This is a genomic window from Rhodococcus rhodochrous, assembly GCF_014854695.1.
GTDB lineage: Bacteria > Actinomycetota > Actinomycetes > Mycobacteriales > Mycobacteriaceae > Rhodococcus.
Map to the genome: position 1 here is coordinate 4,051,662 of NZ_CP027557.1, position 23,988 is coordinate 4,075,649.

22 protein-coding genes, 4 tRNA genes and 1 pseudogene are annotated in these 23,988 nt (G+C 66.2%); 1 reads left to right on the top strand and 26 read right to left on the bottom strand.

The window, feature by feature from the left end; all coding sequences use genetic code 11:
• Nucleotides 1–22: 22 nt before the first annotated feature.
• The 25 genes and pseudogenes from rpoB to C6Y44_RS18705 all read right to left on the bottom strand — a co-directional run bounded on the left by rpoB (nt 23) and on the right by C6Y44_RS18705 (nt 22,386).
• Nucleotides 23–3,529, bottom strand: a complete 3,507-nt coding sequence (rpoB, locus tag C6Y44_RS18585) for a DNA-directed RNA polymerase subunit beta (RefSeq protein WP_159417766.1) — start codon at nt 3,527–3,529, stop codon at nt 23–25.
• 389 nt (nt 3,530–3,918) lie between these two features.
• Complete coding sequence (locus C6Y44_RS28150) at nt 3,919–4,554, bottom strand: hypothetical protein (protein ID WP_174247004.1); 636 nt, start codon at nt 4,552–4,554, stop codon at nt 3,919–3,921.
• A gap of 403 nt (nt 4,555–4,957) precedes the next feature.
• Nucleotides 4,958–5,545, bottom strand: a pseudogene (locus tag C6Y44_RS18595) (hypothetical protein); the annotation flags it as partial.
• A 140-nt stretch (nt 5,546–5,685) separates the two neighbouring features.
• Nucleotides 5,686–6,933 (bottom strand): MCE family protein, encoded by a 1,248-nt coding sequence (locus tag C6Y44_RS18600; protein ID WP_120280021.1) that lies wholly within the window; start codon nt 6,931–6,933, stop codon nt 5,686–5,688.
• Entirely contained in the window at nt 6,930–8,279 is a 1,350-nt protein-coding gene (locus C6Y44_RS18605; RefSeq protein WP_159419159.1) for an MCE family protein, read from the bottom strand. The genes C6Y44_RS18600 and C6Y44_RS18605 overlap by 4 nt, the downstream gene beginning before the upstream one ends.
• A gap of 14 nt (nt 8,280–8,293) precedes the next feature.
• Nucleotides 8,294–9,544, bottom strand: coding sequence for an MCE family protein (locus tag C6Y44_RS18610; RefSeq protein ID WP_120280023.1), 1,251 nt, complete (start codon nt 9,542–9,544; stop codon nt 8,294–8,296).
• Entirely contained in the window at nt 9,544–10,542 is a 999-nt protein-coding gene (locus tag C6Y44_RS18615) for an MCE family protein (protein ID WP_159417764.1), read from the bottom strand. The genes C6Y44_RS18610 and C6Y44_RS18615 overlap by 1 nt, the downstream gene beginning before the upstream one ends.
• On the bottom strand, nt 10,539–11,618 hold the full coding sequence (locus C6Y44_RS18620; protein WP_120280024.1) for an MCE family protein: 1,080 nt from the start codon (nt 11,616–11,618) through the stop codon (nt 10,539–10,541). The genes C6Y44_RS18615 and C6Y44_RS18620 overlap by 4 nt, the downstream gene beginning before the upstream one ends.
• The gene (locus tag C6Y44_RS18625; RefSeq protein ID WP_159417763.1) at nt 11,615–12,988 is read right to left on the bottom strand and encodes an MCE family protein; all 1,374 of its coding nucleotides are present in this window, start codon (nt 12,986–12,988) and stop codon (nt 11,615–11,617) included. Before C6Y44_RS18625 ends, C6Y44_RS18620 begins: the two co-directional genes overlap by 4 nt.
• Complete coding sequence (locus tag C6Y44_RS18630; RefSeq protein ID WP_024101684.1) at nt 12,985–13,845, bottom strand: MlaE family ABC transporter permease; 861 nt, start codon at nt 13,843–13,845, stop codon at nt 12,985–12,987. The genes C6Y44_RS18625 and C6Y44_RS18630 overlap by 4 nt, the downstream gene beginning before the upstream one ends.
• A gap of 4 nt (nt 13,846–13,849) precedes the next feature.
• Nucleotides 13,850–14,641 (bottom strand): MlaE family ABC transporter permease, encoded by a 792-nt coding sequence (locus C6Y44_RS18635; RefSeq protein WP_006552286.1) that lies wholly within the window; start codon nt 14,639–14,641, stop codon nt 13,850–13,852.
• 67 nt (nt 14,642–14,708) lie between these two features.
• A complete protein-coding gene (locus tag C6Y44_RS18640) occupies nt 14,709–15,785 on the bottom strand; it encodes an ABC transporter ATP-binding protein (protein WP_318653682.1) in 1,077 nt (358 codons plus the stop codon).
• 315 nt (nt 15,786–16,100) lie between these two features.
• Complete coding sequence (rplL, locus tag C6Y44_RS18645; protein WP_024101686.1) at nt 16,101–16,487, bottom strand: 50S ribosomal protein L7/L12; 387 nt, start codon at nt 16,485–16,487, stop codon at nt 16,101–16,103.
• Nucleotides 16,488–16,610: 123 nt separating this feature from the next.
• Nucleotides 16,611–17,138: a 50S ribosomal protein L10 gene (gene rplJ / locus C6Y44_RS18650; RefSeq protein WP_006552288.1), complete on the bottom strand. Its 528-nt coding sequence runs from the start codon at nt 17,136–17,138 to the stop codon at nt 16,611–16,613.
• A gap of 398 nt (nt 17,139–17,536) precedes the next feature.
• A complete protein-coding gene (gene rplA, locus C6Y44_RS18655; RefSeq protein ID WP_016932671.1) occupies nt 17,537–18,250 on the bottom strand; it encodes a 50S ribosomal protein L1 in 714 nt (237 codons plus the stop codon).
• Between the two features lie 117 nt (nt 18,251–18,367).
• Complete coding sequence (rplK, locus tag C6Y44_RS18660) at nt 18,368–18,802, bottom strand: 50S ribosomal protein L11 (RefSeq protein ID WP_006552290.1); 435 nt, start codon at nt 18,800–18,802, stop codon at nt 18,368–18,370.
• A gap of 95 nt (nt 18,803–18,897) precedes the next feature.
• The gene (gene nusG, locus C6Y44_RS18665; RefSeq protein ID WP_159417762.1) at nt 18,898–19,725 is read right to left on the bottom strand and encodes a transcription termination/antitermination protein NusG; all 828 of its coding nucleotides are present in this window, start codon (nt 19,723–19,725) and stop codon (nt 18,898–18,900) included.
• Between the two features lie 50 nt (nt 19,726–19,775).
• Nucleotides 19,776–20,201 (bottom strand): preprotein translocase subunit SecE, encoded by a 426-nt coding sequence (gene secE / locus C6Y44_RS18670; protein WP_120280027.1) that lies wholly within the window; start codon nt 20,199–20,201, stop codon nt 19,776–19,778.
• 32 nt (nt 20,202–20,233) lie between these two features.
• Nucleotides 20,234–20,306, bottom strand: a tRNA-Trp gene (locus C6Y44_RS18675).
• Nucleotides 20,307–20,485: 179 nt separating this feature from the next.
• Nucleotides 20,486–20,911 carry a (3R)-hydroxyacyl-ACP dehydratase subunit HadB gene (gene hadB / locus C6Y44_RS18680; RefSeq protein WP_019291230.1) on the bottom strand — a complete coding sequence of 142 codons (426 nt, stop codon included), beginning with the start codon at nt 20,909–20,911 and terminating at the stop codon, nt 20,486–20,488.
• Nucleotides 20,908–21,492 (bottom strand): (3R)-hydroxyacyl-ACP dehydratase subunit HadA, encoded by a 585-nt coding sequence (hadA, locus tag C6Y44_RS18685; protein ID WP_159417761.1) that lies wholly within the window; start codon nt 21,490–21,492, stop codon nt 20,908–20,910. The genes hadB and hadA overlap by 4 nt, the downstream gene beginning before the upstream one ends.
• A gap of 84 nt (nt 21,493–21,576) precedes the next feature.
• A complete protein-coding gene (rpmG, locus tag C6Y44_RS18690; protein WP_003941903.1) occupies nt 21,577–21,744 on the bottom strand; it encodes a 50S ribosomal protein L33 in 168 nt (55 codons plus the stop codon).
• Between the two features lie 59 nt (nt 21,745–21,803).
• Nucleotides 21,804–21,879 (bottom strand) — tRNA-Met (locus tag C6Y44_RS18695).
• A gap of 43 nt (nt 21,880–21,922) precedes the next feature.
• A tRNA-Thr gene (locus C6Y44_RS18700) sits at nt 21,923–21,995 on the bottom strand.
• A 308-nt stretch (nt 21,996–22,303) separates the two neighbouring features.
• Nucleotides 22,304–22,386 (bottom strand) — tRNA-Tyr (locus C6Y44_RS18705).
• A gap of 149 nt (nt 22,387–22,535) precedes the next feature.
• Between C6Y44_RS18705 and C6Y44_RS18710 the strand changes: the two genes are divergently transcribed.
• Complete coding sequence (locus C6Y44_RS18710; RefSeq protein WP_006552295.1) at nt 22,536–23,027, top strand: YajQ family cyclic di-GMP-binding protein; 492 nt, start codon at nt 22,536–22,538, stop codon at nt 23,025–23,027.
• 98 nt (nt 23,028–23,125) lie between these two features.
• Here C6Y44_RS18710 and htpX read toward each other — a convergent pair whose 3' ends face one another.
• Complete coding sequence (gene htpX, locus C6Y44_RS18715; protein ID WP_024101689.1) at nt 23,126–23,986, bottom strand: zinc metalloprotease HtpX; 861 nt, start codon at nt 23,984–23,986, stop codon at nt 23,126–23,128.
• Between the last annotated feature and the right edge of the window lie 2 nt (nt 23,987–23,988).

The following is a 23,988-nucleotide window of genomic DNA, read 5'->3' on the forward strand; positions in this document are numbered from 1 at the left end:
GCGTACCGCATCGGCTCGGCTCCTAGTTCGCGAGGTCGTCGACCGTGGCCGACTCGTTGCGGGAAAGGTTGATGCCCAGGTTGGCGGCCGCCCGCTCGAGGTCCTCGTCGTCGCCGTCGGCCATCGCGATGGCCGCGCCGTCGCTGGAGAGGACCTCCACGTTCAGGCACAGCGACTGGAGTTCCTTGAGGAGCACCTTGAACGACTCGGGGATACCCGGCTCGGGGATGTTCTCGCCCTTGACGATCGCCTCGTAGACCTTGACGCGACCGACCACGTCGTCGGACTTGATCGTGAGCAGCTCCTGGAGGGTGTAGGCGGCGCCGTAGGCCTGCATCGCCCAGCACTCCATCTCACCGAAGCGCTGACCACCGAACTGCGCCTTACCACCGAGCGGCTGCTGCGTGATCATCGAGTACGGACCGGTCGAACGCGCGTGGATCTTGTCGTCGACCAGGTGGTGCAGCTTGATGATGTACATGTAGCCGACCGACACCGGGTACGGGAACGGCTCGCCGGAGCGACCGTCGAACAGCGTCGCCTTGCCGTCGGGGCCGACCATGACCTCGCCGTCGCGGTTCGGCAGCGTCGAGGACAGCAGACCCGTCAGCTCCTCCTCGCGGGCACCGTCGAACACCGGCGTGGCGATGTTGGTGTCGGGCTCGGCGGCGAGCATCTCCTCGGAGAGGTTCTGTGCCCACTCGGGACGGCTGCCGTCGTCGGCCACCTGGATCTGCCAGCCGGCCTTGCCGATCCAGCCCAGGTGCGTCTCGAGGACCTGGCCGATGTTCATACGACGCGGAACACCGTGGGTGTTCAGGATGATGTCGACCGGGGTGCCGTCGGGCAGGAACGGCATGTCCTCCTGCGGGAGGATCTTGCCGATGACGCCCTTGTTGCCGTGGCGGCCGGCGAGCTTGTCGCCGTCCTGGATCTTGCGCTTCTGCGCCACGTACACGCGGACGAGCTCGTTGACACCCGGAGGCAGATCGTCGTCGTCCTCGCGCGAGAACACGCGAACACCGATGACCTTGCCGTTCTCACCGTGGGGCACCTTCAGCGAGGTGTCGCGGACCTCGCGCGCCTTCTCACCGAAGATCGCGCGGAGCAGGCGCTCCTCGGGGGTCAGCTCGGTCTCGCCCTTCGGCGTGACCTTGCCGACGAGGATGTCGCCGTCGCGGACCTCGGCACCGATGCGGACGATGCCACGCTCGTCGAGGTCGGCGAGGACCTCGTCGGAGACGTTCGGGATGTCGCGGGTGATCTCCTCGGCACCGAGCTTGGTGTCGCGGGCGTCGATCTCGTGCTCCTCGATGTGGATCGAGGTGAGCACGTCCTCCTCCACGAGGCGCTGCGACAGGATGATCGCGTCCTCGTAGTTGTGGCCCTCCCACGGCATGATCGCCACGAGCAGGTTCTTGCCGAGCGCCATCTCACCGTTCTCGGTGCAGGGGCCGTCGGCGAGGACCTGGCCGGACTCGACGCGCTGTCCCTCGTCCACGATCGGACGCTGGTTCGAGCAGGTGCCCTGGTTCGAACGGTCGAACTTGCGCAGACGGTAGGTCTTGCGGGTTCCGTCGTCGGCCATGACGGTGATGAAGTCGGCGGAGACCTCTTCGATCACGCCGCTCTTCTCGGTGACGATGACGTCGCCGGCGTCGACGGCGGCACGCAGCTCCATGCCGGTGCCGACGATCGGCGACTCGCTACGCACCAGCGGGACGGCCTGACGCTGCATGTTCGCGCCCATGAGGGCACGGTTGGCGTCGTCGTGCTCGAGGAACGGGATCATCGCGGTCGCGACCGACACCATCTGGCGCGGCGAGACGTCCATGTACTCGACCTGGTCGGCGCCGACGTACTCGATCTCCGCACCCTTCTTACGGACGAGGACACGCTCGTCCGAGAAGCGGTTGTCGGAACCGATCGGCGAGTTGGCCTGCGCGATGAGGTAGCGGTCCTCCTCGTCGGCCGTGAGGTACTCGACCTCGTCGGTGACGACACCATCGACGACCTTGCGGTAGGGCGTCTCGATGAAGCCGAACGGGTTGACCCGCGCGTACACCGACAGCGAACCGATCAGGCCGATGTTCGGGCCTTCCGGGGTCTCGATCGGGCACATGCGGCCGTAGTGCGACGGGTGGACGTCGCGGACCTCGAGGCCGGCGCGCTCACGCGACAGACCGCCGGGGCCCAGCGCCGACAGACGACGCTTGTGCGTCAGGCCCGACAGCGGGTTGTTCTGGTCCATGAACTGCGAGAGCTGGGAGGTTCCGAAGAACTCCTTGATCGCGGCCACGACCGGACGGATGTTGATCAGGGTCTGCGGCGTGATCGCCTCGACGTCCTGGGTGGTCATGCGCTCACGGACCACGCGCTCCATGCGGGACAGGCCCACGCGGATCTGGTTCTGGATGAGCTCACCGACCGTGCGCAGACGACGGTTGCCGAAGTGGTCGATGTCGTCGACCTCGACGGGAACCTCGACGCCGCCGGGGACGGTCATCTTGTTCTCGCCCGCGTGCAGACGCACGAGGTACTCGATCGTGGCGACGATGTCTTCCTCGGTGAGGGTGGACGCCTCGATCGGCTGACCCGTGTTCAGGCCGAGCTTCTTGTTGATCTTGTAACGACCCACGCGCGCCAGGTCGTAGCGCTTGTCCTTGAAGAAGAGGTTCTCCAGCAGGGTCTGCGCGCTCTCCTTGGTCGGCGGCTCGCCCGGACGGAGCTTGCGGTAGATGTCGAGGAGCGCCTCGTCGGTGCCCGCCGTGTTGTCCTTCTCGAGCGTCGACATCATGATCTCGGAGAACCCGAAACGCTCGACGATCTGCTCGGTGGACCATCCCAGCGCCTTGAGCAGCACGGTGACCGGCTGACGGCGCTTGCGGTCGATACGCACACCGACGGTGTCGCGCTTGTCGACGTCGAACTCGAGCCAGGCACCGCGGCCCGGGATGACCTTGACGCTGTGCAGGTCCTTCTCGGTGCTCTTGTCGACATTCCTGTCGAAGTACACGCCCGGCGAACGGACGAGCTGGGACACCACGACACGCTCGGTGCCGTTGATGATGAAGGTGCCCTTGTCGGTCATCATCGGGAAATCACCCATGAAGACCGTCTGGCTCTTGATCTCACCGGTGTTGTTGTTGATGAACTCGGCAGTGACGAACAGCGGAGCCGCGTACGTCATGTCCTTGTCCTTGCACTCCTCGACGGAGGCCTTGACCTCGTCGAAACGAGGATCGGAGAAGGACAGGGACATCGAACCCGAGAAATCCTCGATCGGCGAGAGCTCGTCGAGGATCTCCTCCAGGCCACCGACGACGTGACCGTCGCCGCGCTCGGCAGCCTTCGCGCGCCAGCGCTCCGAGCCGATCAACCATTCGAAGGAATCGGTCTGTAGATCGAGGAGCCCGGGAACTTCGAGGGGTTCGCGAATCTTCGCGAACGACACCCTCGTCGGGGCTCCGGGGATTCCGGCTACTGCCTTGGTCTGGCTAGAGACTGCCAAGATGCGTCCTTCCAGCACCTCACGCGGGCCGCTCCAACCGGTGCGACCGCCGCTGTACCTGCTTCTTCATGTGGGGCGTTTTCGCTGGTCGCAACCCGAACGAGAACCCCACCGACGCACCGAAACGGTCTCGCCCGAAAGGGCGAATTCCGACTCGACGATCAGAAGGTGAACAGGAGGCAGCCAGCGCAAAGAACTAACCTACACCTGAGTAGGCGAAATGTCCACAGGGGTGCCTCAAAGAAACCTGGCAAACGACCTCGAGCGGCTCACGAGGAAGCCTTCAGTCGAACAGGCGTACCGATAGAGTGACCCCTCGCGTCGCCTGCGTCAAGACTGCGAGTCCGGAACGATCTGCGCGTCGCGGCCGCGGACGCTCCCGGTGAGGGGGCGATCCGCAGCCGTCGTCACCGGTCGCGGATCTCCGAGACCAGCCATCGTCCGTCCGACTTCTCCATCCTCACCAACAGCGGTGCGGCCGCGCTCCCCTGGGCGATCCCGTCGCCGGTGGCGCTGACGTTGATGTAGGCGGCGACCTCGGCGCGGGTGTCGTCGAGCATCGTCGCGCCGATGTGCTCGACCATCACCTCGGTGACCGTGCGGGTGTCGATCGCGGCCTTCTTGGTGACGTCCGCAGTCGAGTCGAACTCCTCGAGCCGCTCCGGGGTCAGCAACTCCCGGATCCGGCCGAAGTCCTCGTCGATGGTGCGGTAGTCGTAGCCGTGCATGGTCTCGATCGCGACCTTCGCGGCCTCGGTGACCTCGCGCGTCTCCGCGGTGTCGACCCACGCGATGTTCGAGACCTCGGCGCCGGGACGGAAGGCGGCGACCGCGGCGATCACCGCGAGCACCACCGCCACCGCACCGACGACGATCACCGGGCGCCATCCACCGGAGGCGCGCGACCCGCCGTCGTCACCGGCGGGAGGCTCGGGCGGATCCACCGGCTCGGCCGGAGACTCCGTCGGGTGCTCTGCGGGAGTTCCGTCGCCGGCCGCCGGGGCCGGCTTCTCCTGCTTCTCGTCCTGCTTGTCGAGCGTCACCTCGGAGGGTCGCGACTGCTCGGCAGAAGTTTCCTCGGCAGGCTTTTCCCCTGCCCGGGTCGGGCGTTCGTCCTCTGCCCGGGTCGGGCGTTCGTCCTCTGCCCGGGTCGGGCGTTCGTCCTCTGCCCGGGTCGGGCGTTCGTCCTCTGCCCGGGTCGGGCGTTCATCCTCTGCCGGAGTCATCCGAGGCGGTCGGGACGTGCCGGCGACCTTCGGCCGACGGCGCGGGGGCCCACTGGGGCCGGTCTTCCGTCGCTGCGGGGGCACTACACGTTCTCCTTCGTCGACTTGCCGAACATCACGGACCCGCCTCGCCCTCGGGCGCGGGCGCCCCGGTATCTCCCGGCGCGGGCGCCCCGGTATCTCCCGGCGCGGGCGCCCCGGTATCTCCCGGCGCGGGCGCCCCGGTATCTCCCGGCTCGGGCGCCCCGGAATCTCCGGGCGCGGGCGCCCCGGAATCTCCGGGCGCGGGCTGCGCGCCGGGATCGGAGGCCGGCGCACCGGGGACCGGTCCCGACTCCATCTCGACGGAGGCGAGCGGTTCGATGGTCTCGGCCTTCCACACGTCGCCGTCCTTGCGCAGCGACACGAGCACCGGGACCTTGTTGGTCACGAAGTACTCGGGGGTCTGGGTGCGCACGGCCAGGACGACGAGCGCCTTGCCCAGATCGTCGTCGGTGTTGAGTTCGGTGAGCGTTCCGAACAGCACCTCGGCCGACATGCTGGTGCCGGTCTCCGCGACCCGGGCCCGGATGTCCTCCTCGGTCGCCGCGAGATCGTTGCGCAGGGCGTCGCCGGTGATCGACGATCGCATGTTCTCGATCGACAGGTCGACGTCGTTCGCGTCGACGCTGTTCAGGTTGACGGCCGCCTGCATGGCTCCCGAGAGCGCGGCGTCGCGCGCCTCGGCAGCCGAGCGGTCCACCAGGAGCGCACGCCCCCAGCCGTAGCCGAACCACACCGCCGCCGCGAGGGCGACGACGGCGAGCACCGAGACGACGGCGAGGGCCGCCCTGCGTGCCCCGCCCGGTCCCCGCCCGTCCGCGGACGAGTTGCCGTCGGCGGAGGGAGGTGGGGTGGGCGGAGCGTCGGAGGAAATTGGTGCACTCACTCCACAAACCTACTAACTGCTCACTTCGGGGTGACTCCGAGCAACGGCGCGAGCTGCGTCGCGATCGGATTCAGGTTGAGCTTGTCGGGGTCCTTCTTCGGCTTGAAATCCCAGGGCTGGATCGTGTTCGGATCGGCGAAGACGATGCGGTTCGCGCTGCGTACGCCGGTGACACTGCCCTGCGGCACCTCGCACGAGGCGTTCGTGTTGAACGGGAAGTCCTGCTGGGTCTCGTCGAAGTTCGGATCCTGCGCGCGCATCTGCGCGAGGATCTCCTGCGTCCCCTCGTACCCGATGGTGCACGAAGGCGGATTGTTGGTCTCGAGCACGATGCCCTGACGCACCGCGCCGTCGCCCGGAGCGACCGTACTCGCACTGCCCGCGACGGCGGGAAGGAAGGCCAGCAGCGGCTGCAGAGCGATCGACTGCGGGGCTGCCGCTTCCGCCACCGCCGCGAGATTGGCGAGGTCGGTGGTCAGGCCCGGGCCGGAGCCCTCGATCAGCTGGGAGAGCTGGTCGCTCGCATCGGTGCCGGTGTCGATCAGGCGCCGCAGATCGGGGTCGCTGTCGCGAAGCTGCGCGGTCACCAGATCCAGATCCGAGCTGAACTGCTGGATCGCCGACGACTGGTCGGACTGCGTGTCGAGCACCGTGAGGCTGTCGCGGATGAGCGTGACGGTCTGCGGCAGGTATTCGGTGCCCTTCTCGCTGAGACCGGCGAGCGCGTCGACGAGCACCTGCAGGTCGTCGCCGCGGCCGTCGAAGGCCGCGCCGAGCTCGGTGACGACGGTGCGCAGCGGCTCGAGCGGAACCGAGTACACGAGGTCGTTCGTGCTCAACAGCAGGTCTTCGACCGGCGTGGGCAGATCGTCCTCGGTGCCCTCGATGACGGAGCCCTGTTCGAGATAGGGACCCTCGTCGTTCGGTGGCTGCAGATCGACGTACTGCTCACCGATCGCCGACCGGTTCGCCACGACCGGTCGCGCCGACGCCGGGATCTGCGGGCCACCGTTGTCGAGGCGCAACTCGACATTGATGCCGTCGTCCGTGAGGGTCATCGGCCCGACGCGGCCCACCGGCACACCGCGGTAGGTGACCTCGGCGTTCGGGAAGATGCCGCCGCCGGTGGGGAACCGCGCGTCGACGGTGTACTGGCCGAAGCCCATGAGGTTGTCGAGCCGCACATACCGGGCACCGACGAACACGATGCCGAGCAGCGCGATGACCACGAACAGCGCGAGCTGCACTTTCACAAGGCGCGATCTCACTGCCCACCCCCGAGTCCGAGCTGATTCAGCAAACCTTCCAGCGGCCCCGGCGGCGGGGCATCGTCGCCCTCGGTGCCGGTGCCGGTGCCGGTGTCCGTGTCCGTGTCCGCGCCGGCCTCGGTGACCCCCGGGATCTCGATGCCGTCGGGCAGCGACACCCCTTCGGGCAGCGTCACCCCTTCGGGCAGGGTCACACCGGGCAGACGCGGAGTGGGAAGCACCGGCAGCAACGACACGGTGGGCCAGCCCGGGGCAGGTCCGTTCCCGTCGTAGTACGGGTTGGACGGGTCGACGAGCGGCTTCGGATTGCCGAACTTCGGCTGGCGGTAGACCGGGTCGCCCTGACCCACACCGAGCGCGGCCAGCGCGTTGCCGATCTGCAGGTCGACGACGAGGAAGAGGTTCACCGAGTTGCCCAGCGCGACCTTTTCGACACCGTCCGGGAACGGCACCGTGGGCACGAAGGCGAGCGCCTCGACGAGGTCGTCGCCCGACGCCGCGAGTGCCTGGAGGGTCGGGCGCAGCGCCAGGAGGTCGGCGATCAGATCCTCCTTGGACTGATCGAGGACGTCGACACCTGCGGTGCCGAGCCGGTCGAGCTGGCCGAGCAGCTGCGTCAGCTGCGGCCGCTGCTGCTCGAGCACCTCGGTTGCGACCGGCAGTTCGTCGAGCACGGCGGCGATCTTGTCGTTCTGCTCCGCGACCCGCACCGTGAGCTCGTCGAGTCCGTCGAGCGCCCGGGTGATGTCGTCGCGTTGCTGTTCGAGACCGGTGATCAGGGTCTCGGCCTGCTCGATGAGGCTGCGCGTGGTTCCCTCGCGGCCGTCGAAGGCCGTCGACAACTCGCTGACGATCGGCGCGAGCTGGCCGACACCGCCACCGTTGAGCAGCAGCGACAGCGCGCCGAGCACCGGTTCGAGTTCGGTGGCGTGCCGGGTGCGGTCGAGCGGGATCACGTCGCCGTCGGCGAGCCGACCAGTCGGGGGCTCGTCCTCCGGAGGCGTGAGCTGCACGAACTTCTCACCGAGCAGACTCGACTGTTCGACGCTCGCGAGCGCGTTCGCCGGCAGGTCGACACTCGAGTCGAGCACGATGCCGACGTCGGCGGTCCATCCGAAATCGGATGCGACCGAAATCGATTCGACGCGCCCGACCGGCACACCGTCGACCTTCACGCTCGACTGCGGAACCAGGTCGAGCACGTCGTCGAACTGGATGGACAGACGGATCGGATCGCTACCCACATCGGCGCCGCCGGGCAACGGGACGTCGGACAGACCTCCGCACCCCGTGACCGTCACCGCGACCACGCACGCGGCCGCTCCGAAGACACCTGTGCGGCCCATCCTCTTCGCGCCGCTCACCGATCTCCTCCCTGGAGGTCGAGCCGGGGCGAGACCACGCCGGGCACCGTGCCCGGAGTGACCTGCCGCTGGATGTTCTCGCCGCTCAGGACACCGAACGGCAGGATCAGATCCGGGGACCGCTGGTCCTCGGTGATCTGCGTGGCGACATCGCGGCACCGGTCGATCAGCGGCTGCATCTGCCGGCCGAGCTGCTCGAAACGCTCGTCGCCGGGCACGAGATTGCCGAGATCGATGAGCTTGCACACTGCTCCCGCAGGATCCTGCAGGTCGGGCAGCACGAGCCGCGATGCAAGCACACCCGCTTCGGCGTCGTACGAGTTGACGAGGTTGCTCACCGCGAGCGGTAGCAGCGTCAGCGAATCCACGAGTTCCTGCCGGCGGTTCGCCAGCGTCTCCGTGATCGGCACGAGTGCGTCGACGTTGTCCTTCACCGCCGCCTGGTTGTCGCGCACGAACGTCGCGACGTCGCCGAGCGTGACCGACAGCGTGTTCAGCGCCTCACCGAGGTTCTGCCGCTCCCCCGCCAGGAATCCCGACAGGTCCGACAGTTGCGCGTTGAACTGGCGCACCTGCTCGTCGTTGGCCGCGAGAGCACTGACGAACAGCTGCAGATTCTCGATCGTGCCGTAGAGGTCGTCGCGCGACTGGTCGAGCGTGCGCGCGGCGGCCGACAGGTTCTCGATGCTCTGCCCGAGGGCCTCACCGTTGCCGGCGAGGTTCTCCGCACCGACCTCGACGAAATCGGTCAGCGCGCCCTCGCGGTTCGCGCCGTCGGGACCGAGCGCGCGGGAGAGTTCGTCGATGCTCGCGTAGAGCTCGTCGACCTCCACCGGGGTGGCGGTGCGCTCGCGGTCGATCACCGCACCGCTGCTCATCGTGTCGCCACCGGTGTAGGCGGGGGTGAGCTGCACGTAACGATCGGCGACGACCGAGGGGGTGATCTGCACGGCGCGGGCGTCGGCAGGAATGTCGACGCCGCGGTTCACCCGCAGACCGACCTTGACCAGGTCGCCCTGCGGTTCGACGGAGGTAACCTTCCCCACCTCGACGCCGAGCACCCGCACGTCGGAACCCTCGTAGATGCCGACGGCCTTGTCGAAGTAGGCGGTGATCTCGGTGGTGCCCAGTCGGGTGAACAACCACCAGCCCACTCCGGCCAGGGCCACCGCGACCGCCACGACGGCCGCGATCAGCGCGATGCGCCCGCGATTGCTGCGGGACTCGCCGTTCTCGGCGTGTGCCATCAGTTGCCCCCTTCCAGGCGGCGACCGGGTTCGCGGTAACCGGGGATCTCCGGCAGGCCCGGCGGGGTCAGGTTCACGACGACCTGGTCGAACCACCGGCCGTTGCCGACGACGTTGGTGTAGACACGCACGAACGGCTCGTACAGCTCCATGGCCCGATCGAGGTTGTCGTTGTTCTCCTGGAGGACGTCGACGACGCCGCGCAACTGCTGCAGGGCGGGACCGATGGTCTCGCGGTTCTCCTCGACGAGCCCGGAGAGCTCCGCCGACAACCGCTTGGTGCCGTCGAGCAACTGGGAGATCGCCTCCTGCCGGTTGTTCAGTTCCGCGACGAGCAGCGCACCGTCGGAGAGCAACCGGTTGAACTCGGCGTTGCGGTCGGCGAGCACCTTCGATACGTTGCCGGTCGCGTCGAGGAGTTTCTTCAGCTCCTGGTCACGACTCGCGACGGTCTCGGACAGGCGACTGATGCCGTCGAGCGAGGCCCGGATGTCGTCGGGTGTCTCCGAGAAAGCCTCCGACAGGGTCTGGAAGCCGGTCGCGAGCTGCTCGGAATCGATCTCGCCGAGGGTCGTGGCCGCAGACGAGAACGCCTCGATCACGTCGTACGGCGCGACCGTCCGGTCGAGCGGGATCCGGTCGTCCGGGTCGAGCACCTCCGTACCCCGCGGCTCGAGTGCCAGATACTTCTGCCCGAGGATCGTCTTGATCTGGATGGAGGCCGCCGTGTCGTTCCCGACCCAGGCGTCCTGGACCTTGAACGAGACGATCACGCGATCGCCATCGAGGTCGACCCCGGTGACCTTGCCGACCTTCACGCCGGCGATACGCACCTCGTTGGTGGGTTTGAGACCTGCGGCCTCGCTGAACTCGGCCTTGTAGGTCGCGCCCGCCCCGATGATGGGCAGTTCGTCGAGGAAGAAGGCGGACAGTGTCCCCAGCAGCACCACGACGATGCCCAGGGCACCGGCGGCGGCCGGACTGCGACGTTTGCTCATCGTCCCTGCAACTCCTGCATCCCCTCCTGCGAGCAACGCTTCGCCGCATTCGTGTAGATGGGTTGGTTCACGGTGGGCAGCCCCGTCGGCAGATTCAGATACGGGACCGAACCGGGACCTGCGACGATGTCGATACCGCACAGGTAGAACTGGAACCACGAACCGTAGCTGGCCACGCGCCCGAGCTTGTCGAGCTTGACCGGCAACGTCTCGAGGACGCGGTCGACCTCGTCGCGGTTCGCGTTGAGATTCGAGGTGACCTGTTCGAGCGCTGTGATCGACTGCGCGATCGACGGGCGGGTGGGCTCGAGGACGTCGGAGACCGCGTCGGTCAGTCCCGCCATCGACGCCACCGCCGAACCGACGGTCGCCCGGTCGGCCGACAACCCGCTGACGAGTGCCTGCGTGTTGACCAGCAGCGAATCGAGCTGCTCGTCGCGCTGGTCGATCGTGGCCAGGACGGTGTTGAGGTTGTCGATCACCGCACCGATCACGCGATCCTTGTCGGCGATGGTGTTGGTCAGCGACGCGGTGCTGCGCACCAGATCGTCGATCGTTCCGGCCTCCCCCTGGAAGACCTGGATGATCTGGAACGAGAGCTTGTTGACGTCGTCGGCGCTAAGCGTCTGGAACAACGGCCGGAAGCCGTCGAAGAGCGTCGTGAGATTCACCGCCGGCTTCGTGCGCTCGATCGGGATCGTGTCGCCACCCGTGATCTTCTCGCCCTGGGCGCCCTCACCCTGACCGAGCGCGATGTAGCGCTGGCCGACGAGATTGCGGAACCGGATGGTCGCGGTGGCACCGGCCGGGAGCCAGTCGCGTTCCTCGAGCGAGAAGGTGACCCGCGCCTGCCGTTCGTCGAAGACGGAGATCTCCTCGACCTGCCCCACGCGGACACCCGCGATGCGGATGTCGTCGCCCTTGTTGAGCGAGGTGACGTCGGAGAAGATCGCGTGGAACTTCGTTCCTCCCCCACCGCCGACACTGGCGATGGTCGCGGCGAGGACACCGGTCGCGATGACGGTGACCACGGCGAACACGATGAGTTTGATCAGGGGTGCTGCCAGACCTCTCACTGGAAGCTCACCTCCGTACCGCGGATCGCCGGAGCGCCGAGCCGGGTGGTCCAGGACGGGACCTCCTCGGGGTCGACACCGGTGGCCTGTCCGTAGATCACATCGAGCGTGTCCTGTTCCAGACGCGAGCCGGCGTACGAGACGGGAGTCGCGCCGCCGTCCGAGGTGCCGATGATCTCACCGACATCGTCGGGGACGCCGGATCCTGCCGGGGCAGGGAAGAAATCGATGGTCTCGGGACCGGGATTACGCGACGGCACCTGATACGAACCGTCGTTGACCGAACCGCCCGGATACTGCGGGAAGTTGCGGCCGGGCGCGGTCACGTCGCCGTAGCAGGCCGGTCCGCGATCGTCGAGCAGACGCGGCTCGTCCTGGTTCGGCAGGTAGCGGCCCTTCGGGTTCGTGAACTGGATGTTCGCGCGCACACCCGGGAACGGATCGTCGGCCGCGAGCAGGTCGACGGCGGCCGGTTTCGCGTCGGCGAATCCCTCGAAGGTGCACGGGAAGGACGGCGAGTAACGGGCGAGCAGCTGCAGCGCCTCCTTCGAATCGGCGGACAGCGTGATGATCGAGTTCGAGTTCTGCTCGATGAAATCGGCCGTCTGCGACGACGCTCCCGTCGCGCTCGCGAGCAGCGTGCGGATCTGGTTCTGCTGTTCGACGACCGTGCCACCCGTCGTGCGCAGATTGTTCAGCGCCTCGACGAGATCCGGTGCGGCCTCGGAGTAGGTCTGCGAGAAGTCGGCGAGTCCGCGCAGATCCTCCTGCAGCGTGGGCAGTTCGACGTTCACCTCGCGGAAGATCTGTTCGAGGTCGTCGACCGTCTGCCCCAGCTTCTCGCCACGTCCGCTCAGCCCCTGGGCCAGGGCGCCGAGCGTGTTGGCGAGGTCCTGCGGCGGGACGGCCTCGAGGAGCGGGAGCAGCCCGTCGAGCACGTCACCGAGTTCGACGGTGCGCTCGCTCGTGTCCTGCACCAGCACATCGCCGTTCGTGACGGGACGGCCCGGATCGTCGGGGATGATCAGCGAGACGTAGCGCTCACCGAAGAGGGTCTTCGGCAGCAGCTGTGCGGTGGCGTTGACCGGGATCAGTTCGGCCTTGTCGGGGTCGAGAGCGAGATGCGCGGTGACATCGCCGCCGTCCGCGCTCGTTCCGCGGACCTCGCCGACGAGCACACCGCGTGCCTTGACGTCGGCGTTGAGCGGCAGGGCGTTGCCGATGCTGTCGGTGCGGAGGTCGACCTTCACGACCTTCGTGAACGTCTTGTTGTACATCGCGATCGTGACGTACAGGAACAGCGCCAGCACCACGAAGAAGATCAGTCCCAGGGTGCGGCGACGCAAGGGCGAAGTGGTCGTGTCACTCATCCGGCCACCCTCACCGTGGTCGTCGTGCCCCAGATCGCGAGGCTGAGGAAGAAGTCGAGGATCGCGATCGTCACGATCGCGGTACGCACCGCGCGGCCCACGGCCACCCCGACGCCGGCGGGACCGCCGCTGGCGTGGAAACCGTAGTAGCAGTGGATGAGGATGACCACGAACGCGAAGACCAGCACTTTCGCGAACGAATACAACACGTCCTCCGGTGGGAGGAACAGATAGAAGTAGTGATCGTACGAGCCGCTCGACTGGCCGTTGAACAGCGTGCTGATCGTGCGGGTCGCGAGATAGGCCGCGAGGAGACCGATGATGTACAGCGGGATCACGGCGACGAAGCCGGCGATCATCCGGGAGGTCACCAGGAACGGCAGCGACGGCACGGCCATCACCTCGAGGGCGTCGATCTCCTCGCTGATCCTCATGGCACCGAGCTGTGCTGTGAAGCCACAACCCACGGTCGCCGACAACGCGAGCGCCGCGACGATCGGGGCCAGTTCACGGGTGTTGACGTAGGCCGAGAGGAAGCCGGTGAGCACCGACGAGCCGAGCTGCTCGAGCGCGGCGTAACCCTGCAGACCCACGACGACGCCGGTGAAGCCGGACATCATCGCGATGACGCCGATGGTGCCACCGATCACGGCGAGTGCACCGCTGCCGAAGGTGACCTCGGCGAGCAACCGCAGGACTTCCTTGCGGTAGTGGGTGAGGGTTCGCGGGGTCCACGCGACGGCACGCGCGTAGAAGGACATCTGGTCCCCCGCGCGGTCGAGCACGTTCAGCGGTGCGCGCACCGCTCGGCGACCCCGGAGAAGAACGAGATCTCCGCGGCCTCTGGAGACTGTCATCTGGTCAGGATCCCTTCGCAGGAACGATCTGCAGGTACACCATCGTCAGGATCAGGTTCGCGAAGAAGAGCAGCAGGAACGTGATGACGACGGTCTGGTTCACGGCCTCCCCCACACCCTTCGGGCCCGCACCGGGGTGCAGCCCCTTGTAGGACGCGACGACACCGGCGATCAACCCGAAGATCGCAGCCTTGAGTTCGGCGACGTAGAGGTCGGGTAGCTGCGCGAGGGCGGAGAAGGAGGCGAGGTAGGCGCCGGGGGTACCGCCCTGCAGCACCACGTTGAAGAAGTAGCCGCCGGCGATGCCGATCACGGAGACGAGACCGTTGAGCAGGAGCGCGACGAGCACCATCGCCAGTACTCGCGGGACGACGAGGCGCTGGATGGGATTGATGCCCAGCACTTCCATCGCGTCGATCTCCTCGCGGATCGTCCGCGATCCGAGGTCGGCGGTGACCGCGGAACCGGCGGCACCGGCGATCAGCAGGGCCGTCACGATCGGACTGCCCTGCTGGATGACCGCCAGGACGCTCGCGGCGCCGGTGAACGATTCGGCGCCGAGCTGCTTGATCAGCGAGCCGGTCTGCAGCGACACGACGGCGCCGAACGGGATCGCGACGAGCGCCGTCGGAAGAATCGTGACGCTCGCGATGAACCACGCCTGTTCGATGAATTCCCGGAACTGGAACGGTCGGCGGAAGGTGTTCCGCACGACGTCGACGAACAGTTCGACGATGTTGCCGGCCTGGGTGAGTGCGCCGTGAACCGGCCGCACGAGCGAGCTGCCCGCCCCCATCTAGTCTCCTACTTCTCCAGCCTGCGGCTGTACCACTACTGACGCTGTACCACTGCTGCGGCTGTTGTTACTGCTGAGCCTGCTGCTCGTATCCCTCTCCGGTGTAGGCGGGAATGATCTGGGTGTCGTCGTCGGCGTAGCCCCGGGCGGTGTGGGGAGCGCCGTTGTGATCGAGCGACTCGAGGATGGCGCTCTGGGCGGCCGGGGGCAGAGTGTGCAGGATCGAGCGCACCCGCTCCTGCCGACGCGCCACCGCCTGCCGCTCCGGCATCCCCGGCGTGGCCTGCATCTGCGGCACGATCCCCTCGACATCATCGACACCACCGGCATGATGACCCGCCTCGACGAGCGCCTGCTCGTGCGCCATCGTCGCCTCGTCCTTCTCCTCCGACATCCCGATCGGACCGATCATCGTGCCGTTGAGGAACTGCTTGACCACCGGCTCATCCGAAGTCAACAACACCTCCCGCGGACCGAACATCACCAACTGCCGACGGAACAACATCCCGATATTGTCCGGCACCGTGCGCGCCAGATTGATGTTGTGCGACACGATCAGGATCGTCGCATCGATCTCCGCATTGATATCGACCAACGTCTGCGAAATATAGGTCGTGCGCACCGGATCGAGACCCGAATCCGGCTCGTCCACCAGGATGATCTCCGGATCGAGCACCAACGCCCGCGCCAGCCCGGCGCGCTTGCGCATCCCCCCGGAGATCTCCCCGGGCAGCTTGTCCTCGGCGCCGAGCAGACCGACGAGCTCGAGCTTGCTCATCACGATCTGCCGGATCTCCGACTCGGACTTGCGGGTGTGCTCGCGCAACGGGAAGGCGACATTGTCGTAGAGGTTCATCGACCCGAACAACGCACCGTCCTGGAACAGCACCCCGAACAACTTGCGGATCTCGTAGAGCTCCTTGCTCGAGCACTGCAGAATATCGGTGCCGTCGATGACGATCGAGCCCTCCTCCGGGCGCAGCAGACCGATCAACGACTTGAGGAACACCGACTTACCGGTACCCGACGGACCGAGCAACGCACTGACCTCACCGGCCGGCAACGTCAACGTCACGTCCTGCCAGATACGTTGCGAGCCGAAGGACTTGGTCAGCCCCTCGACGGAAACCTCGACTCCCACGATTACCTCCGCTGTCCGATACCGTCGCCCCCGTGTGGGTTGGGCCACTCTATCGCATGGATAGTGGTACCTGTGACTAGCGATCCTACTCATGAGTAAGGATCTCGTACAGGGGGTTCTACATATCTCGACTTACGGTGTGACCTGCGTGAACACCGGGTGGAATGCAGTTCGGATATACCGGACATATAGCTCGGAGTTCTTTTTCCACGATATGCAGAAGGGCCGTTTCCGCGAAGTGAATTCGCGGAAACGGCCCTTCTGCGGAACCGTCCCGGAGAGCGTCGGAACGCTCGACGGGGAAGGTCGGAAACCGTCTTACTTGACGGTGACCTTGGCGCCGGCCTCTTCGAGCTTGGCCTTGGCAGCGTCGGCAGCGTCCTTGGCGACCTTCTCGAGGATCGGCTTCGGAGCACCCTCGACGAGGTCCTTGGCTTCCTTCAGGCCCAGGCCGGAGACGATCTCGCGAACGACCTTGATGACCTGGATCTTCTTCTCGCCGGCACCCTCGAGGATGACGTCGAACTCGTCCTGCTCGGACTCGGCCTCGGCAGCAGCGGCCGGAGCACCGGCGGCAGCGACGGCAACCGGAGCAGCAGCGGTGACCTCGAAGGTCTCCTCGAATGCCTTAACGAACTCCGAGAGCTCGAGCAGGGTCAGTTCCTTGAACGCGTCGAGCAGCTCTTCGGTGGTGAGCTTCGCCATGGTGGCGGTCCTTCCTGATAAGTCCCATGTCGCTGATCCGCGACCGGATGGGATGGTGCGTGCCGGAGCACGCGTGGATGTATCTTTCGCGGTGATGCAGATTCGCAGTGATGCGGATCAGCGTCAAGCGGCTTCTTCGCCCGCCTTCTTCTCCTGCAGAGCGGCCGCGAGGCGGGCCACCTGAGAAGCGGGGGCGTTGAACAGGCCTGCGGCCTTTGCCAAGTTGCCCTTCATCGCGCCGGCGAGCTTGGCCAACAGCACCTCGCGGGACTCGAGGTCCGCGATCTGGTTGACCTGCTCCACGGACAGCGCAGCGCCGTCCATGTAGCCGCCCTTGATGACGAGAGCCTTGTTGTCCTTCGCGAAGTTCTTCAGAGCCTTCGCAGCGTCCACCGCTTCGCCCTTGACGAACGCGATGGCGGTCGGACCGACGAACAGGTCGTCGAGACCCTCGACGCCCGCCTCAGCGGCGGCACGCTTGACCAGGGTGTTCTTGGCGACGGAGTAGGTGGCACCCTCTCCGAGAGCGCGACGCAGCTCGGTCAGACTTCCCACCGACAGACCACGGTATTCCGTGATCACGGCAGCGGTGGAGGTCTTGAACTGCTCGGTGATCTCCGCAACTGCGGAAACCTTCTCGGGCTTTGCCATACTTCGCCTCCTCTCAGTAACAGTCGTTTTCCCGGTGTCCCGAGTGGGACGCCCCACCGGACGACCGCCGGGACCGGAAAACGACGAACGCCCCGGCGCAGGGCACACGGGGCGTACAAGGAGGAGGAACTCGAATGCACCCGGAAGGCACATCGCGGTTCACATCTCCCCTAACCTCGTCCTCCTGCGTGGGCCGCCGGACAACTCCGGACCTTCAACCGATCCGCACGCGGATTCGGTGACCAACGGTCTTGGGTAGAACATGATCGGGGTGAAGATCGGCGCACGCCGAACTACCCGACCACTGTAGCGGACGATGTCCGCGAAATGCAAAACGGCCGGCACAGCGATGCTGTACCGGCCGCCTCAGGACGCAAATCCATTGCGTGCAGTGCGAATTACTCCGCGGTCTCGAGGAGGTTGCGGGTGCGCTGCGGGTCCACCGGGATGCCCGGGCCGGTGGTCGTAGCGATCGTGACCTTCTTGATGTAGCGGCCCTTCGCGCTGGACGGCTTGGCGCGGAGCACCTCGTCCAGAGCAGCAGCGTAGTTCTCGACCAGCTTGGTCTCGTCGAACGAGGCCTTGCCGATCACGAAGTGCAGGTTGGCGTTCTTGTCGACGCGGAAGCTGATCTTGCCACCCTTGATGTCGGTGACGGCCTTCGCGACGTCCGGGGTGACCGTGCCCGTCTTCGGGTTCGGCATCAGACCACGGGGACCGAGGACGCGGGCGATACGACCGACCTTCGCCATCTGGTCGGGGGTCGCGATCGCGGCGTCGAAGTCCAGCCAGCCGCCCTGGATGCGCTCGATCAGATCCTCGGCGCCCACGACGTCGGCACCTGCGGCCTCGGCCTCGGCAGCCTTCTCGCCCACCGCGAAGACGATGACGCGAGCGGTCTTACCCGTGCCGTGCGGCAGGTTGACCGTGCCGCGCACCATCTGGTCCGCCTTGCGGGGATCCACACCGAGTCGCATCGCGACCTCGACGGTGGCGTCGTAGTTCTTCGAGGTGGTCTCCTTCGCGAGCTTCGCAGCTGCGAGGGGGCTGTACAGGTTGTCCGAGTCGATCTTCTCGGCCGCGGCGAGGTATGCCTTGCTGCGCTTTGCCATGTTCTTTCCTAACTTCTCACCGGCAGGTGAATGGTTCGGGCGTGGTAGCGGGCCTGGCCGGCCCTCCCACGAGTGCTACTGCAGGCCCGGGGACGGAGCCCCGGAACAGCGAGGGGCTCAGCCCTCGACCGTGATGCCCATCGACCGAGCGGTGCCGGCGATGATCTTCGCGGCAGCCTCGATGTCGTTGGCGTTCAGGTCTTCCTGCTTGGTCTTGGCGATCTCGCGCACCTGATCCATGGTCACCTTGGCGACCTTGGTCTTGTGCGGCTCGCCGGAGCCCTTCTGCACGCCTGCGGCCTTGAGCAGGAGCTTCGCGGCCGGCGGGGTCTTCAGCTTGAAGTCGAACGAGCGGTCCTCGTAGACCGTGATCTCGACCGGCACGACGTTGCCACGCTGCGACTCGGTCGCCGCGTTGTACGCCTTGCAGAACTCCATGATGTTGACGCCGTGCTGACCCAGCGCGGGGCCGACCGGCGGAGCCGGGTTGGCCTGGCCGGCCTGGATCTGGAGCTTGATGAGCCCGGCGATCTTCTTCTTCTTGGGGGGCATCTCTATTCCTAGTTTCTTGCTCGGTGTGGTTCTTGCGTACTGCTACTGCAAGCTTGTGCGCGCCGGATGCCGGCGCCGTCGGATCCTGGGGATCGTCAGATCTTCGACACCTGGTTGAACGACAACTCCACGGGAGTCTCACGGCCGAAGATCGACACCAGGACCTTGAGCTTCTGCTGCTCGGCGTTGACCTCGCTGATGGAGGCGGGCAGCGTCGCGAACGGGCCGTCCATCACGGTGACGGACTCGCCGACCTCGAAGTCCACCTCGATGGCGGGCTTCGCAGCGGCGGCGGGAGCCTGCTCGCCTGCGGTCGGAGCACCGGCCGCCGGCTTCTTCTTCGCCTGCTGCGGGAGGAGGAACTTCACGACCTCCTTGATCGTCAGCGGCGACGGACGCGACGTGGCTCCGACGAAGCCGGTCACGCCGGGCGTGTTCCGGACGGCGCCCCACGACTCGTCGTTGAGTTCCATCCGGACGAGGATGTAGCCGGGCAGGACCTTGCGGTTGACCTGCTTGCGCTGACCGTTCTTGATCTCGGTGACCTCTTCGGTCGGCACCTCGACCTGGAAGATGTAATCGGCGAGGTCGAGGTTCTGGACGCGAGTCTCGAGGTTGGTCTTGACCTTGTTCTCGTAGCCGGCGTAGGAGTGCACGACGTACCAGTCGCCGGGCTCGCGCCGCAGCTGCTTCTCGAGGGCCTCGGCCGGGTCGACCTCGTCCTCTTCGGCGGCGGCGTCGGTGCCCTCCGCTGCGTCGGAGACCTCGACCTCGGCATCGGTGCCGGACTCGACAGCAGCGTCGGACTCGGAGACCTCGGTGTCCGCATCCGCCGACTCGGCCGTCACGTCGTCAACCAAGGCCTCGTCCGAAACGTGCTCCTCGGCCGAAGCCTCGTACGAGTCGTTCTCGGGGGTGCTCACCGGGCACTTTCCTCTCGTCGATCACATTTTTCGTCTCGCGCGGACAGGCGCTAACCGAACAACCAGCTGACGCCCTGTACGAACGCCAGATCCAATCCGAAGATGAACGCCGTCATGACGGTCACGAACGCAAGGACCACGAGTGTGTAGGTGGTCAACTGCTTGCGGTTGGGCCAGATCACCTTGCGGAGCTCGGCGACGACCTCACGGAAGAAGCGCACGAGTCGCTTGAAGATGTTCTCGGACTTCGCGGCGGGACGATCGCTCACGGCCGTGGCCGAACGCGACGTCTTCTTCATGGACACCGCGCTCGTCGTGGATGCCGAGGAATCGGCTGCACCACGACGGGTGGCCCGCTTGCCGGTCGGCCGAGCAGCCGCGGAGGAACCGTCGGGGGTCGCGCCGGTAGCCGTTCCAGCGTCGCCGGGGATGTTCCCTGCGGTGCCGCTGTGGCGCTGACCGCGCTCCTCGCTCACATCGTTCCTCTCGGTCGCTGGCAGTCCGGGGGCAGGGGCGACAGGACTTGAACCTGCAACCTGCGGTTTTGGAGACCGCTGCTCTGCCAATTGAGCTACGCCCCTCTGGTCGGACATCCACACTCGTACGAAGCGAGTGTCCGGAACCGACCCATCTGCGACCACATGACACGCGCGCTACCCCGTCGGGCCGTTACGGCCTTCGTAGAGCAGCGCGCTGCTATGCGATCCCAGAAGCCTAAGTGTACTGCATTGCCCCGGGACAAACCCAATCCGCTCGGCCGTCAGGCCAAACGGACCGTTGCCGTGGCGCGACCGAAGATCTTACGACCGTCGGACTTCGCCACGATAGCGACCACTGCTGTCTTGCTCTCCGCGTCCACCGACTTGATCTTGCCGGTGAACTCGATCTCGGCGGCCTTGTCGGCCTCCACATATACCGGACTGGTGAACCGAACGTTGTATTCGGTCACCGCGCCGGGGTCTCCCAGCCACTCCGTGACGAAGCCGGCCGCGATGCCCATCGAGAGCATGCCGTGCCCGACGACGTCGCGCAAGCCGGCCAGTTCGGCCACCTTGTCGCTCCAGTGGATCGGGTTGGGATCACCCGACACACCTGCATAGTTGACCAGATTTCCGCGCGTGAGCGTGACGACCTTCGACGGAAGCTCGTCCCCTACCGCGACATCCGCGAAACTACGGAGTGTCACTGTGCATCACCGGTGTCACTGTGCATCACCACATCCTTGACCGCGTGCGCGATGTTGTCGTCGACCTCGCCACCGGAACGGGCGACGAGCGTCGTCCACGAGGTGAGCACGAGATTGTCGTACTGATCCGTGATCACGTTCTTGGTGGTGATGATGTCGCTGCCGGCCGCCTGGCGGAAGTCGTCGAGGTAGACGTCGCAGAACAGCCTGTCGCCGGCCTGGATCGGGCGGTGGTAGACCATCCGCTGGTCGGTCTGCATGATCTGGCTCAGGTCGTAACCGGTGACGACCTCTTCGAACAGCTTGCGCTGCGCGATCATGCCGACGATCGAGACGAAGGTCAACGGCGCGATCACTCCGTCGTATCCCAGCCCGCGGGCTGCGTCGTCGTCGTGATGGGCCGGATGCGAATCGCGCACGGCACGGGCGTACTCGCGGATCTTCTCGCGACCGACCTCGTAGTAGTCGTCCACCCGGTAGTGGTGACCGACCATGGACTTGGCGTGCGCGGCGGCATCGAACGGGATCCCGGCCTGTTCGGTCGCGTCCACCGATTCCTGGTTCTCGAGTACGTTCGTCATACGCAAAACCTCCGCAATTCCGACGACGCCAACTGGCACGGTCGGTATTGCGGAGACCTTACGCGTCGACGTCGTTCCGACCGGCTACTTGGACTCGCGGTGCGACTGGTGCGTACCGCAGTTCGGGCAGAACTTCTTCAGTTCGAGCCGGTCGGGGTCGTTGCGACGGTTCTTCTTCGTGATGTAGTTGCGGTGCTTGCACACCTCGCAGGCCAAGGTGATCTTCGGCCGAACGTCAGTAGAGGAGGCCACGGGATGCCTTCTTTCGCGTCAATCCGATCAGTATCGATCAGGGTGGATCAATGAACTTTTGGTAGCGGTGACCGGACTTGAACCGGCGACGCAACGATTATGAGTCGTTTGCTCTACCAACTGAGCTACACCGCCTCGGTGCCGAGTGTCGCTACGAAGGCGGCACCTCAATCCAGCGAGCCCCCTGACGGAATCGAACCGTCGACCTTTTCCTTACCATGGAAACGCTCTGCCGACTGAGCTAAGGGGGCGTGGCCTCCGGAGCATCTCTGCTCGCTGCGGCCTCCAAAAGATTACACACACTCGGTCCTGGTGCAAAATCCGCTGGTAGAGGCCCATAAACGCCGCTCCCCTCCGAGCGCTGCACACCGGCACGCACCCGTGCCCACACGTACGTGCGCGGCGGGCCGGCGGCGGGCACCGGGCGCGAGGCGGAACGGCACGGCGTGCCGAGCCGCCCGGAACCTCGGGGAGAGCAGGACCCACACTCCGGAGCCCGCACCGTAAGGGCCCCGGAATGCAGAACGGCCCCGGTTCCGAAGAACCGGGGCCGTTCCGGTGGCAGGTGTAGGATTCGAACCTACGTAGGCGTAAGCCGACGGATTTACAGTCCGCTCCCATTGGCCGCTCGGGCAACCTGCCGGGTGCGATCGGGACCGCGTCCTCGATGCGTTTGGAAGAATACAACGCATACCCCCCCGAAACGCAAACCGAGTGGTCACAGCCCCGCGCGACCCGATAGCGTCGGGTGGACAGAACCCTTACAGACCAACCCGGAAGTGGAGTGAGACGTGGCTGATTCGTCGTTCGATGTGGTGAGCAAGGTCGACCGCCAGGAAGTGGACAACGCGCTGAACCAGGCGGCGAAGGAGATCGCCAACCGCTTCGATTTCCGGAACACCGGGGCGCACATCGAGTGGTCGGGCGACGAAGCCATCACGATCTCGGCCGAGACCGAGGACCGCGCGCTCGCCGCGCTGGAGGTCTTCAAGGAGAAGCTGATCCGCCGCGACCTGTCGCTCAAGTCCTTCGACGCCGGTGAGCCGACCCAGTCCGGCAAGGTCTACAAGATCACCGGCACGCTGGTGCAGGGCATCAGCCAGGAGAATGCCAAGAAGATCTCCAAGCTCATCCGTGACGAGGGCCCGAAGGGCGTCAAGGCGCAGATCCAGGGCGAGGAGCTGCGTGTGAGCAGCAAGAAGCGCGATGACCTGCAGGCCGTCATCTCGCTGCTCAAGAACGCCGACCTCGACATCGCCCTGCAGTTCGTCAACTACCGCTAGTTCGTCGGCCGCGGCCGACGAAGCCCTCCCTACGACTCCGCCCGCGACCTTCGTCGCGGGCGGAGTCGTCTGAGGTGTCGTCTGTGGGGTGCCGTCCGTCAGCGGATCCCGGCCATGCGCTCGAGTCGTTCGATGCGGTCGGCCATCGGCGGATGCGTCGAGAACAACCGGCTCATCTTGTCGCCCGCCCGGAACGGGTTGGCGATCATCAGGTGCGACTGGGCCGCGAGCTTCGGTTCGGGCGGCAGCGGCGCGGCCTGCGTGCCGAGAGCGAGCTTGCGCAGTGCCGACGCGAGGGCCAGCGGATCGCCGGTGAGCTCGGCACCGGACTGGTCGGCCTGGTACTCCCGCGACCTCGACACGGCGAGCTTGACGACCGATGCCGCGATGGGGCCGAGCAGGGAAACCAGCAGCAGCGCCAGTGGATTCGCGCCACCCTCCCGGTTGCCGAAGGCCGACGCGAAGAACGCGAAGTTCGCCAGACCCGAGATGACGGCGGCCATCGCGCCGGCGACCGACGAGATGAGGATGTCGCGGTTGTAGACGTGCGCGAGTTCGTGGCCGAGCACCGCGCGCAGTTCCCGTTCGTTCAGGATCTCCAGGATGCCCGTCGTGCAGCACACGGCGGCGTTGCGCGGGTTACGTCCCGTGGCGAAGGCGTTGGGGGCGTTGGTGGGGCTGATGTAGAGCCGCGGCATGGGCTGGTGCGCCGCGGTCGCGAGCTCACGCACGATCCGGTACATCGCCGGTGCCTGCACCTCCGTGACCGGCTGGGCGTGCATCGCTCGCAGGGCGAGCTTGTCGCTGTTGAAGTACGCGTAACCGTTCATGCCGACGGCGAGCACGATCGATATCAGCAGGATCGTCGAATTGCCGAACAACGCTCCGACGAACACGATCAGCGCGGACATTCCGATCAACAGACCGGCCGTCTTGAGACGGTTCGAGTATCCGTGCACGT

Excerpts from the sequence above, each read along its gene's own strand:
- C6Y44_RS18605 (WP_159419159.1), bottom strand. The coding sequence starts at position 8,279 with ATGGGCCGCACAGGTGTCTTCGGAGCGGCCGCGTGCGTGGTCGCGGTG.
- C6Y44_RS18610 (WP_120280023.1), bottom strand. The coding sequence starts at position 9,544 with ATGGCACACGCCGAGAACGGCGAGTCCCGCAGCAATCGCGGGCGCATC.
- C6Y44_RS18615 (WP_159417764.1), bottom strand. The coding sequence starts at position 10,542 with ATGAGCAAACGTCGCAGTCCGGCCGCCGCCGGTGCCCTGGGCATCGTC.
- C6Y44_RS18625 (WP_159417763.1), bottom strand. The coding sequence starts at position 12,988 with ATGAGTGACACGACCACTTCGCCCTTGCGTCGCCGCACCCTGGGACTG.
- C6Y44_RS18630 (WP_024101684.1), bottom strand. The coding sequence starts at position 13,845 with ATGACAGTCTCCAGAGGCCGCGGAGATCTCGTTCTTCTCCGGGGTCGC.
- C6Y44_RS18635 (WP_006552286.1), bottom strand. The coding sequence starts at position 14,641 with ATGGGGGCGGGCAGCTCGCTCGTGCGGCCGGTTCACGGCGCACTCACC.
- rplL (WP_024101686.1), bottom strand. The coding sequence starts at position 16,487 with ATGGCGAAGCTCACCACCGAAGAGCTGCTCGACGCGTTCAAGGAACTG.
- rplJ (WP_006552288.1), bottom strand. The coding sequence starts at position 17,138 with ATGGCAAAGCCCGAGAAGGTTTCCGCAGTTGCGGAGATCACCGAGCAG.
- rplA (WP_016932671.1), bottom strand. The coding sequence starts at position 18,250 with ATGGCAAAGCGCAGCAAGGCATACCTCGCCGCGGCCGAGAAGATCGAC.
- rplK (WP_006552290.1), bottom strand. The coding sequence starts at position 18,802 with ATGCCCCCCAAGAAGAAGAAGATCGCCGGGCTCATCAAGCTCCAGATC.
- hadA (WP_159417761.1), bottom strand. The coding sequence starts at position 21,492 with ATGACGAACGTACTCGAGAACCAGGAATCGGTGGACGCGACCGAACAG.